Origin of the sequence: Streptococcus mitis (genome assembly GCF_003942795.1) — a bacterium.
Lineage (GTDB): Bacteria > Bacillota > Bacilli > Lactobacillales > Streptococcaceae > Streptococcus > Streptococcus mitis_BJ.
The window spans coordinates 16,216-27,866 of record NZ_RJNY01000001.1; the positions used below are offsets into that span (position 1 = coordinate 16,216).

Annotated in this window: 13 protein-coding genes, 1 tRNA gene and 1 riboswitch; of the genes, 5 read left to right on the forward strand and 9 right to left on the reverse strand. The window is 41.7% G+C overall.

The genetic code is table 11. From position 1 onward, the window contains the following. Position 1: 1 nt before the first annotated feature. From D8847_RS00090 to D8847_RS00105, 4 genes are read right to left on the reverse strand one after another with little or no spacing between them, the layout of a single operon-like run. Positions 2 to 604, reverse strand: coding sequence for an L-threonylcarbamoyladenylate synthase (locus D8847_RS00090; RefSeq protein ID WP_185757891.1), 603 nt, complete (start codon positions 602 to 604; stop codon positions 2 to 4). Then, positions 588 to 1,424, reverse strand: a complete 837-nt coding sequence (gene prmC, locus D8847_RS00095; protein WP_125840191.1) for a peptide chain release factor N(5)-glutamine methyltransferase — start codon at positions 1,422 to 1,424, stop codon at positions 588 to 590. The genes D8847_RS00090 and prmC overlap by 17 nt, the downstream gene beginning before the upstream one ends. Then, positions 1,424 to 2,503, reverse strand: a complete 1,080-nt coding sequence (gene prfA, locus D8847_RS00100) for a peptide chain release factor 1 (protein WP_001028812.1) — start codon at positions 2,501 to 2,503, stop codon at positions 1,424 to 1,426. Before prfA ends, prmC begins: the two co-directional genes overlap by 1 nt. Then, positions 2,500 to 3,090, reverse strand: coding sequence for a thymidine kinase (locus D8847_RS00105; protein WP_125840192.1), 591 nt, complete (start codon positions 3,088 to 3,090; stop codon positions 2,500 to 2,502). The genes prfA and D8847_RS00105 overlap by 4 nt, the downstream gene beginning before the upstream one ends. A 122-nt stretch (positions 3,091 to 3,212) precedes the next feature. On the opposite strand from D8847_RS00105, the gene D8847_RS00110 reads away from it, so the two are divergent. After that, positions 3,213 to 3,395, forward strand: a complete 183-nt coding sequence (locus tag D8847_RS00110; protein WP_001117394.1) for a 4-oxalocrotonate tautomerase — start codon at positions 3,213 to 3,215, stop codon at positions 3,393 to 3,395. A 134-nt stretch (positions 3,396 to 3,529) separates the two neighbouring features. After that, entirely contained in the window at positions 3,530 to 4,903 is a 1,374-nt protein-coding gene (gene mnmE / locus D8847_RS00115) for a tRNA uridine-5-carboxymethylaminomethyl(34) synthesis GTPase MnmE (protein ID WP_125840193.1), read from the forward strand. Positions 4,904 to 4,949: 46 nt separating this feature from the next. Here the strand turns inward: mnmE and dapA are convergent, their stop codons facing one another. The 4 genes from dapA to D8847_RS00135 all read right to left on the reverse strand — a co-directional run bounded on the left by dapA (position 4,950) and on the right by D8847_RS00135 (position 8,060). Then, positions 4,950 to 5,885, reverse strand: coding sequence for a 4-hydroxy-tetrahydrodipicolinate synthase (dapA, locus tag D8847_RS00120; protein WP_125840194.1), 936 nt, complete (start codon positions 5,883 to 5,885; stop codon positions 4,950 to 4,952). A 55-nt stretch (positions 5,886 to 5,940) separates the two neighbouring features. Further along, entirely contained in the window at positions 5,941 to 7,017 is a 1,077-nt protein-coding gene (locus D8847_RS00125; protein ID WP_125840195.1) for an aspartate-semialdehyde dehydrogenase, read from the reverse strand. A gap of 356 nt (positions 7,018 to 7,373) precedes the next feature. Continuing rightward, positions 7,374 to 7,446: transfer RNA gene (locus tag D8847_RS00130), tRNA-Thr, on the reverse strand. A 104-nt stretch (positions 7,447 to 7,550) separates the two neighbouring features. Next, entirely contained in the window at positions 7,551 to 8,060 is a 510-nt protein-coding gene (locus tag D8847_RS00135; RefSeq protein ID WP_000737309.1) for a QueT transporter family protein, read from the reverse strand. Next, a riboswitch (PreQ1 riboswitch) is annotated at positions 8,058 to 8,154 on the reverse strand. Its footprint overlaps the gene before it by 3 nt. Positions 8,155 to 8,182: 28 nt before the next feature. Between D8847_RS00135 and D8847_RS00140 the strand changes: the two genes are divergently transcribed. Next, positions 8,183 to 8,629, forward strand: coding sequence for a GtrA family protein (locus tag D8847_RS00140; RefSeq protein WP_125840196.1), 447 nt, complete (start codon positions 8,183 to 8,185; stop codon positions 8,627 to 8,629). A 70-nt stretch (positions 8,630 to 8,699) separates the two neighbouring features. After that, on the forward strand, positions 8,700 to 9,080 hold the full coding sequence (gene mscL, locus D8847_RS00145; protein WP_125840313.1) for a large conductance mechanosensitive channel protein MscL: 381 nt from the start codon (positions 8,700 to 8,702) through the stop codon (positions 9,078 to 9,080). 41 nt (positions 9,081 to 9,121) lie between these two features. Here the strand turns inward: mscL and hemH are convergent, their stop codons facing one another. Next, complete coding sequence (hemH, locus tag D8847_RS00150) at positions 9,122 to 10,216, reverse strand: ferrochelatase (protein ID WP_125840197.1); 1,095 nt, start codon at positions 10,214 to 10,216, stop codon at positions 9,122 to 9,124. Between the two features lie 180 nt (positions 10,217 to 10,396). Between hemH and pepT the strand changes: the two genes are divergently transcribed. Next, a complete protein-coding gene (gene pepT / locus D8847_RS00155) occupies positions 10,397 to 11,620 on the forward strand; it encodes a peptidase T (RefSeq protein ID WP_125840198.1) in 1,224 nt (407 codons plus the stop codon). Positions 11,621 to 11,651: the final 31 nt, after the last annotated feature.

An 11,651-nucleotide genomic window follows, 5' to 3' on the forward strand; every position in this document is an offset into this window, starting at 1 on the left:
CTCATTCCTCCTCAAAAGAAATCTCTGGCAACTGTGCAAGAATATCTTCTCGCTTAAACGCCCCTTGGCGTAGGATTTTCACCTTGTCTCCAGACAAATCCAAAATCGTCGAATCCTGTCCAGTTAGAAAAGCATCATCCTCCAGACCCAAAACCTCTTGGTCAAAATCCTCTAGAATTTGAGCAAAGGTCACTCCACTCGCCTGACCTGAAATATTGGCAGACGGCCCAATCAAAGGACCTGTCTCTCGAATCAAATCCAGTGTAATGGGGTGACTCGGCATCCGAAATCCCACCGTTGCAAGTCCAGAATTGACCCAATAGGGAACTCTGTCATTGGCTTCGAGAATGATGGTCAAGGGACCCGGTAAAAAGGTCTCTACAAGTTTTTGTAGATAAGTTGGCTGATTCTTTGAAAAGTGCAAGATGTCTTCTAGAGAGGCAACATTGAGGTTAAGCGCCTTGTCTCTGGGACGACGTTTGAGTTGGTAAACATGGTCCACTGCTTTTTCGTCCAGAGCTTTGGCAAAGAGACCATAAACTGTCTCGGTAGGTAAGACAACTGCCCCACCCTTTTTCAATTCTTGTCTAATCCTGTCCATCATCAACGGCAACCATCCTATCTTGACCAAACTGGTCCTTGAGTGTTCGTACTCGTTTTTCAGGAAAATGTTTCTTAAAAAGCGCAGGAACACTTTTACCTTGCTTGTATCCAATTTCAAGGTAAATCTTACCACCATCTGTGAGATAGTCTTTTGCATCTTCCGCAATTCTGCGGTAAATAGCTAGGCCATCCTCATCTGCAAAGAGAGCTAGATGAGGCTCCGAATGCAAAACATTCAAACCGACGTCTGACTCATCTTCACGAGAGATATAGGGTGGATTGGATACAATTATATCATATTTTTCAGAAATTTCTGCAAAACAATCAGATTTTTTAAAAAATATATTAAGATTTTGATTTCTAGCATTCTCTGATGCAAGCTCTAAGGCCTCTTGGGAAATATCCGCTGCCGTCACTGACCAACCTGGTCTGTTTTTAGCTAATCCAAGAGCTATGGCTCCACTTCCAGTCCCAATATCTAGAATCTTAAGATTTTCCTCAGGATTTTCTGTGAGGATGAGTTCCACCAACTCTTCTGTTTCTGGACGAGGAATCAAAACCCGCTCATCCACTTTTAACTGCATTCCAAAGAAATCTACGTGACCAATGATATACTGAGCTGGTTTGTGGGCCGCTAACTGCTGGAAAATTTCTTCTACAAATTGTTTTTCTCCCTCTGTTACCTCCTGCTGGAGGACAAAGACAAAGTCCGTAAATGAGAGACTTTTTAAGCTACGATAGACAAAAGAGAGGCTTTCTGCTTCCTCTCCTTGTCTTATCAACTCTTCTTCAAAATCTGAAAATAATTGAGCTAATTTCATTATTTGTTTAATTCTTCTAATTTTTGTGTTTGGTCATAAAGAACCAAGGCATCTACCACTTCATCCAATTTACCTGACAAGATGGTATCTAGTTTTTGGAGGGTCAAGCCAATACGGTGGTCTGTGACACGGTTTTGTGGGAAATTGTAAGTACGGATACGTTCTGAACGGTCACCAGTACCGATAGTAGACTTACGCTCAGCGTCTTGTTCATCTTGAGCAATCTGAGCAAAATGGTCAGCAACACGCGCACGGATAATCTTCATAGCCTTCTCACGGTTTTTCTGCTGGGTACGTTCTTCCTGCATCTCAACCTTGATATTGGTTGGCAAGTGAACGATACGAACGGCAGTCGCGACCTTATTGACGTTCTGACCACCAGCACCAGATGCGTGGTAGATGTCAACACGAAGGTCTTTTGGATCAATATCGTATTCAACTTCTTCCACTTCAGGCATGACAAGCACTGTCGCTGTCGAAGTGTGTACACGTCCTTGGCTCTCTGTTACAGGGACACGTTGCACACGGTGGGCACCAGACTCATATTTGAGTTTAGAGTATACAGACTGACCAGAAACCATAGCAACCACTTCTTTGAAACCACCGACACCATTCATAGAAGCCTCCATGACTTCAAAGCGCCAGCCTTGGGCTTCCGCATACTTTTGGTACATAGTTAGAAGGTCTCCAGCGAAAAGTGCTGCTTCATCTCCGCCAGCTGCTCCACGGATTTCAAGGATGATGTTCTTATCATCGTTTGGATCCTTTGGAAGGAGCAAAATTTTGAGTTTTTCTTCATACTCTTCTTTTTCAGCCTTAGCATCTTTGAGCTCTTGCTTGGCCATTTCTTCCAAGTCCGCATCTCCACCTGATTCCTTAATCATGTCTTCGGCATCGACGATGTTTTGAAGGACTTGTTTGTACTCACGGTAAGCTGTTACCGTATCACGAGTAGAAGCCTCTTCTTTTGAAAGCTCCATGAAACGCTTGGTATCAGACACCACATCTGGGTCACTCAGCAACTCTCCTAGTTCTTCATAACGGTCTTCCACAGCTTGTAGTTGATCATAGATGTTCATTTTTCTTCATTCTCCTTCTTGATTTCAGGGGCAAAATAATGTTTACGGCAGACTGAGATATAAGTTTCATTTCCACCGATCTGAATTTGTTCGCCATCATAAACGGGCAGTCCATCCTGCGTACGCAACACCATAGTCGCCTTTTTCTTGCAATACTGACAGATGGTCTTGATTTCTTCAATCTTGTCTGCTAAGAGCAAGAGGTATTTGGAACCTTCGAACAATTCATTGCGAAAGTCATTCTTCAAACCAAAAGCCATGACAGGTATGTCTAACTCATCAACAACACGAGCTAGGTCGTAAACATGGTGACGCTTGAGAAACTGAGCCTCATCGACCAACACACAGTAAGGTTTTTCATGTAAGTTTCGGATATAACCAAAGATATCCGTCGTTTCCTCAATCGCAATGGCTGGGCGTTTCATGCCAATCCTACTAGATACATAGCCGACACCATCACGCGTATCCAGAGCCGAAGTCATAATCACAACTCCCTTTCCTTGCTCCTCATAGTTATAGGCTACCTTAAGAATCTCAATCGTTTTACCTGAGTTCATAGTCCCATAACGATAATACAACTGTGCCATGCTTCTATTTCACGTCCACTTCTAAATTTTTGCTACATTCTAGTATATCATAATTTTCTGAAGCTTTAAACGGCAAAATGTGGTAAAATAGAAGAAATCAAAAACTAGTGGAGGAAGCTATTATGCCATTTGTACGCATCGATTTATTTGAAGGACGCACGCTTGATCAAAAGAAAGCTCTTGCTAAGGAAGTAACGGAAGCTGTTGTCCGTAATACTGGAGCACCTCAATCTGCTGTCCATGTCATCATCAACGACATGCCAGAAGGAACTTACTTCCCACAAGGGGAAATGCGCACCAAATAAGCTAGCTTAAGCAGAATTGCTTAGGCTTTTTCAATCTCCAAGTAGCATCCATTGAAGAAATAACCCAAATTTGTTACAATTTGAAGAGATGCTTGGATACATATCCTAAGAAAAGAATTACAAAAGGAATTAGTATGATTACACGTGAATTTGATACCATCGCTGCTATCTCTACTCCACTAGGTGAAGGGGCCATTGGTATTGTCCGTTTGAGCGGAACTGACAGTTTTGCCATTGCGCAAAAGATTTTTAAAGGCAAGGATTTGAGTAAGGTTGCCAGCCATACTCTTAACTACGGTCACATCGTTGACCCTCAAACTGGTAAAGTCATGGACGAGGTTATGGTTGGGGCCATGAAGTCTCCAAAGACCTTCACTCGTGAGGACATTATCGAGATTAACACCCACGGCGGGATTGCGGTAACCAATGAAATTCTCCAGCTAGCTATTCGTGAAGGAGCTCGGTTGGCAGAACCTGGTGAATTTACCAAGCGCGCCTTTTTAAACGGTCGTGTGGACTTGACACAGGCTGAGGCGGTGATGGACATCATCCGTGCCAAGACAGACAAGGCTATGAATATTGCAGTTAAGCAATTAGACGGCTCCCTTTCTGACCTCATTAATAATACCCGCCAAGAAATCCTCAATACCTTGGCCCAAGTAGAGGTCAATATCGACTATCCTGAGTATGACGATGTTGAAGAAGCCACTACTGCAGTCGTCCGTGAGAAAACTATGGAGTTTGAACAATTGCTAACCAATCTCCTTAGAACAGCTCGTCGCGGTAAGATCCTTCGCGAAGGAATTTCAACAGCTATCATTGGCCGTCCCAACGTTGGGAAATCCAGTCTTCTCAACAATCTCCTGCGTGAAGATAAGGCCATCGTAACAGACATCGCTGGTACGACACGAGATGTCATCGAAGAATACGTCAACATTAACGGGGTTCCTCTCAAATTGATTGATACTGCAGGTATTCGGGAAACAGATGATATCGTTGAACAAATCGGTGTCGAACGTTCGAGAAAAGCCCTCAAGGAAGCTGACTTGGTACTACTAGTGCTAAATGCTAGTGAACCACTAACCAATCAAGACTGCCAACTCCTTGAAATCAGTCAGGATACCAACCGTATTATTCTACTTAATAAAACGGATCTTCCTGAAGCGATTGAAACTTCGGAACTACCTGAAGATGTCATTCGTATTTCCGTTCTTAAAAACCAAAATATCGATAAGATCGAAGAGCGTATTAACGACCTCTTCTTTGAAAATGCTGGTTTGGTCGAGCAAGATGCTACTTACCTATCTAATGCCCGTCATATTTCCTTGATTGAAAAGGCCGTTGAAAGCCTACAAGCTGTTAACCAAGGTCTTGAACTGGGTATGCCAGTTGATTTGCTTCAAGTTGATTTGACCCGTACTTGGGAAATTCTCGGAGAAATCACTGGGGATGCTGCTCCAGATGAACTCATTACACAGCTCTTTAGCCAATTCTGTTTAGGAAAATAAGAAAAATCCATGATCGTTCTTACGGTCATGGATTTTATTGTCTTTATTAGTAATCTGGTCTTAAGACTCCTGTTACGGTTGCCTTAGTCGCTTCATAGTCGCCATCTACGACAACCTTGATAATGCGTTTGGCATTTTCTTCTGGTGCTGGAACTAGAGGTAGACGAGTTGGACCAGCTTCAAATCCCATATAGTTCAAAACTGCCTTAACTGGAGCAGGACTTGGATAAGAGAAAAGGGCATTGACTTTAGGAATGAACTTACGTTGAATAGCTGCTGCTTTTTTCATATCGCTTTCTGCAATGGCAGTCAACATCTCGTACATCTCATCCCCATTTGTATGAGATGCAACAGAAATAACCCCGTCCGCACCAAGGTTCATGGCATGGAAAGCATCTCCGTCCTCACCAGTATAGACCAAGAACTCTTCTGGCTTGTGTTCAATCAAGTAAGCCATATTAGCCAGACTAGTACATTCTTTGACCCCGATGATATTTGGATGGTCAGCCAAACGAAGCATAGTTTCTGGAGTTAATTCCACTACTACACGCCCTGGGATGTTATAGATGATAATAGGTAAGTCAGAAGCATCTGCAATCGCTTTAAAGTGCTGATACATGCCTTCTTGAGAAGGTTTGTTGTAGTATGGTACGATCGCAAGCCCAGCAGCAAAACCACCAAAGTCTGCTACTTCTTTGACAAACTCGATCGAGTCACGTGTATCATTGGTACCTACACCTGCAATCAAAGGAACGCGTCCATTGACAATCTTTTGTACAGCTGCAAAGAGTTCCAACTCTTCATCGTGGGTTAAAGTTGGACTCTCAGCAGTCGTTCCAGCTAGAAGAATGCCGTCTGTGTGATGGGCCAATAAATGCTCAATCAAGGCTGGAATGGCATCAAAGTTGATAGAACCATCCTCATGGAAGGGGGTAATGAAGGCCGTGATGATTTTACACTCTTTTAAATCTTGATAAGACATGAAAACACCTCTCTATTTCAAAGAAGGAGTTCATCTGAACTCCTAAACGATATGACTATTTTAATTCAAATTTCAATTCAGCTGTTGGACGAACCAATCCACGTTCGTGAAGCGTTTCTGCAATCTGAACTGAGTTCCAAGCAGCACCTTTGAGAAGGTTGTCTGAAACAACCCACATGTGGATTCCTTTTTCTGCATCTAGGTCTTTACGGATACGACCAACAAAAGTATCACGTGAACCAACTGCATTGACGGCTTGAGGATAGATTTGGTGCGCTACGTCATCCTCAAGAACAGCACCTGGAAAGGCTGCGATGGCTGCTTTGACTTCTTCGATTGGGGCCACTTCTTTTGTTTCGATATAAACTGACTCAGAGTGAGCTGACAAGACTGGAATACGTACACAGGTTGCAGATACTGAGATGCTATCATCTTCCATGATTTTCTTAGTTTCCTTAGTCATCTTCATCTCCTCGTAAGTGTAATCATTGTCAGTGAAGACATCGATTTGTGGAAGAGCGTTAAAGGCGATAGGGTAATGTTTCTTGTCACCACCTGAAGGCAAGATTTCCGCATGCAAATCACGTGGATTCACACCATCATTCAACACTTCACGAAGTTCACGTTGTGTTTCAAGAATCGCTCCCATACCAGCACCAGAGACCGCTTGGTAAGTTGAAACGATGATACGGTCCAAGCCCCATTTTTGACGGACAGGCTCAAGAGCAACCATCATTTGGATTGTTGAACAGTTAGGGCAGGCAATAATCCCGTTGTGGGCATCAAGTGCATGGGCATTGACCTCTGGGACAACCAATGGTACATCTGGGTTTTGACGGAAATAAGATGTGTTATCTACTACTACCGCTCCAGCTTGAACTGCGTATGGTGCATACTTAGCTGATGTCGAACCACCTGCTGAGAAAAGTGCAATATCAACACCCTCAAAAGCTGTCTCAGTCGTTTCTTCAATCGTAATATCTTGGTCTTTAAATTTCAAAGTCTTGCCTGCTGAACGTGCAGAAGCAAGTAAACGGATTTTATCAATTGGAAGTGTTGATTCTTCCAACATTTTTATCATCTGAGCTCCGACAGCACCTGTCGCGCCGACTACAGCAACTGTATATCCCATAAATAACCTCTTTCGGAATTTTCTAAAAATTTCTATAATAGATGTATTATACTACTTTTTACAGAAATTGAAAAGTATTTTTAGACTATATTTTCTGAAAACTAAAAATCCCTAGTCATTGACCAGGGACTAAGAGGCATCTTCATGTGATGAGCAGGTTCACACAACTCATCAAGGTCCGCTCCTGCGTTATGACCTCCTTATGCTCAATAGTAGTCCGAAGACTACCTATCGACTCATCGCAACTACTATTCTACTAGATAGAGTCACTTTTGTCAACTGCCAAAACTCTTCGCTTCATTTATACAAGTGTACAAGAAAAACCTTGGTTTCCCAAGGTCATTTCGTTTCTATCATGCTAATTGCCGGGATTGAACCGGCGACCTCATCCTTACCATGGATGCGCTCTACCAACTGAGCTAAATCAGCTTACCTAAAAAGTATACTATAGTTCCTAGTTCTTGTCAAGCGCTCTCTTTTAATTTATGGAATGAAAAAAGCTAGATTTATCAAGAATCTAGCTTATAAACTTCTTATCTTGTTAGATCGATTCGGCGTCCTAATTTTCCGATTAAAATAGCACCTACGATGAGTGATGCAAACTCACCAATTCCCGTAGAGAACCATGTAAAGAAGAATGGAGCTTCTGCAACAATATAGAGTTCTGCTGCAATGGTAATCATTGAAATAGAGAAGAGGATTGAAAAGAAGAAATGATCCTTTCGAATCAAACCATTAAACAGATAGTCTTTCTTGTACTTGCTAAAGAGCCATACACCTAGGCTTAGGAAAACTAGGGTAGAGCCCCCACCGACAAAGACATCTATTGGACCAAAGCTAAAGAAATTTGCAATCATACAACCAATCGTCACACCAATGATATATTTAGGATTGTAAAAGGCTAAGAAATTCATCATCTCTGAAATACGGAACTGGTAGGCGCCGTAGCTAATGGCATTCAGCGGTGGGGTGATGGTCAAAACCACATAAATAGCAGCGACAATAGCGATATCTGCCATATCACGAACAGTTAATTTTTTCATGTTTTCTCCTTTGGCGGTTTCCCGCGTAAAATATGCTTGGTGAAAGAAGCTAAGCACCAAGGGTTGAGATTATCAACCTTACCAGTATAGCACAATATATGACTTTATGCTATACTAAAATCATGAAAAAACTAATAAAAACTTTCTTTGATAACGAAATCCTCTCCTACCTATTTTTTGGTGGTGCTACTACTCTAGTATCTATCCTGTCACGTTTATTTATCTACCGTATCAGTCACCAGGAAATTCTGGCAACCGTACTCGCAAATATCATTGGGATTCTCTTTGCCTTTTCTACAAATGATACAATCGTCTTTAAACAAAAGAGAAAGAATTGGCCGACTCGTCTTGCTAAGTTTTTCTTAGCTCGTCTTTCAACACTTGGACTTGACGTTCTTTTAACTTATATCTTCGTTACAACCTTTCCTAATCTTATTGGTCAGTTTGTCGAATATAATATAGATAGGGTTAATACAGTTGAAACCATCCTAGCACAAATCTTGATTATTCTGCTTAATTATATTTTCAGTAAAATCTATATTTTTAAGAGGAGTAACCGAATTCCTTAAGCATCCAGGTTGCTTTTTGTCACAATTTAGGATATAATTATTTAGAAAATTAGGGAAGGAAATTATGAAAATGTTAAAGGATCTTAAAGAATTCTTGCTTCGCGGTAATGTCGTTGACCTTGCTGTCGGTGTAATCATCGCCTCTGCTTTTGGTGCTATTGTAACTTCACTCGTTAACGATATCATCACTCCACTTATCTTGAACCCAGCTTTGAAAGATGCGAACGTTGAACGTATCGCTGAACTTTCATGGAATGGTGTTGGTTACGGTAGCTTCTTGAGCGCTGTTATCAACTTCCTTGTTGTGGGTACAGTTCTCTTCTTCGTTATCAAAGGTATTGAAAAAGCTCAAAATCTTCGTAAAAAAGAGGAAGTGGTTGAGGAAGCTCCTGCTGCTCCAACTGAACTTGAAGTTCTTCAAGAAATCAAAGCTCTTCTTGAGAAAAAATAAGACAGATAAAGGATTTAGCTTGAAGCTAAATCCTTTTTTCTTTACTCTTTTGGTAACTTACCAGCCTTTTCGAGCATTTTCTTAATCAAGTAAGGCATCTTCACATTTCCACGGCCTTTTTTCTCAATGAGTTTTTTGACAAATTCTGGCATCTGAAGGTCGTCTGTCTCTTTCATGATGTCCTTGGTAGTTGCCGAAGGCGCTAACTCATCAAAGGTTTCTTCTTCTGGGAGAAAAGCTTTAAATTCTTTGTATTCATTGACTCTTACAGTAGCAACTAAAGCGTCAATTAAACGGCTATCCGTATTGGGCATCGGTGGACGATGGTAAGTGACACCTAATTCTTGACACAAATCATAACATTCCACATCATTATCGAACAAGACTTCGATGTGCTCACTGATAAAACTTATCGGGACAAAAATATAATGTTCTGGATGTTGCTTTTGTTCTCGTAAATATTCTAAGACATCTGGCTTGATCCAAGGGATTCCAATATCACTTTCGCTCTGCCAAGTATTGGTATACTGGTCGGCTGTTAGGCCGAGTTGTTCAGCAATAAGCTTGCTATTATCGAAAATCTGATCGATATAAGGATCTCCAAAGTCCAAGGCAAAAATGGGGACGCTATGGGCTGAAAAGATTACCTTGAAGGATTCTTCTCCCACATGGTTTCGTAAAATTTTTCTAATCTCATCTGTCCAGAAGTCCAGCAAAGGCTGTTGTTGATACCAGTCCTTAATAACTAAAAATCGGATCTGCTGGCTTTCCAGAAACTTTTCATACCCCATGACTGAGTAAAAAGAATAATGAGGTTCCAAAATCAAGCAGATACATTCTTCAACACCATCAGTTTCCATCTGCTTGATCACGTCTGGGATAAAGGGGCGAGAAAATTTGTTGGCAAAGTAGATACCATACTCCTCCCCTAAACGTTCTTTGAGTAAATTGACCTCCTCACGTGTAATCCGCTGCAAAGGCGTCCCACCGATACGAACATAGTTGTCATAGAGAGTCTGGATTTCGTGGTCTTGGGGTCTAACTCCACGACGAATGTTTGTAAAAAATTCTGCTACTCCTTCAAAACTAATCTCCTCTGGAGATCCAAAGGTCATCATCAATATTGCTTTTTTCATGTTATCATCCTTATGATATTATTTTCACTATCCATTCTATCATGAAAGAAAAAAATAGTAAACGCTTCCGACGTCTACTATTTCTTTTGTTCTTTTGTTTTTTTGTTTTTTTATCTACTCCTCTTTGTCTTTCTCTCCATTCTATGATACAATGAAAAAAATGATAAAAAAGGAGTTTTTATGTCTTATCCGAACCTTCTGGAACGTTTTCTGACCTACGTTAAGGTCAACACGCGTTCTGATGAACACTCTACTACTACTCCAAGTACGCAGAGCCAGGTAGATTTTGCGACCAATGTTCTTCTTCCCGAAATGAAGCGTGTCGGTCTGCAAAACGTCTACTACCTTCCAAATGGTTTTGCCATTGGTACCTTACCAGCCAATGATCCCAGCCTGACACGTAAGATTGGATTTATCTCCCACATGGATACAGCTGATTTTAATGCTGAGGGCGTTAATCCGCAAGTCATCGAAAACTACGATGGAGGAGCTATCGACTTGGGTGATTCTGGATTTAAACTCGATCCAACTGATTTCAAGAGCCTTGAGAGATATCCAGGACAAACCCTTATCACAACTGATGGCACAACCTTGTTGGGTGCTGATGACAAGTCAGGGATTGCTGAGATTATGACTGCTATTGAATATCTGAATGCTCATCCCGAAATCAAACACTGTGAGATTCGTGTTGGTTTTGGACCAGATGAAGAAATTGGTGTTGGAGCTAATAAGTTTGATGCAGAAGATTTTGACGTTGACTTTGCCTACACTGTTGATGGAGGACCACTAGGGGAACTTCAGTACGAGACTTTCTCAGCAGCTGGTGCTGAGCTTCATTTCCAAGGGCGTAATGTCCACCCTGGTACTGCCAAAGGACAGATGGTCAATGCCCTTCAGCTGGCGATTGATTTTCATAATCAACTTCCTGAGAATGACCGACCAGAACTGACAGATGATTACCAAGGTTTCTATCATCTTATGGATGTGTCAGGTAGTGTCGAGGAGGCGCGTGCAAGCTATATCATTCGAGACTTTGAAAAAGATGCCTTTGAAGCGCGTAAAGCAGCTATGCAGTCTATCGCTGATAAGATGAATCAAGAGCTTGGAAATGATCGCGTTAGCTTGACTTTAACAGACCAGTACTACAATATGAAGGAAGTCATTGAGAAAGACATGACGCCCGTTACCATTGCTAAAGCTGTTATGGAAGATTTAGGTATCACACCTATTATCGAACCAATTCGTGGTGGGACTGATGGCTCTAAGATTTCCTTTATGGGAATCCCAACTCCAAATATCTTTGCAGGTGGCGAAAACATGCATGGACGTTTTGAATACGTCAGCCTTCAGACCATGGAGCGTGCGGTGGAGACCATCATTGGCATTGTAGCTTATAAAGACTAAAAAAGACGAGGTAGCTCAGCTACTTCGCCTT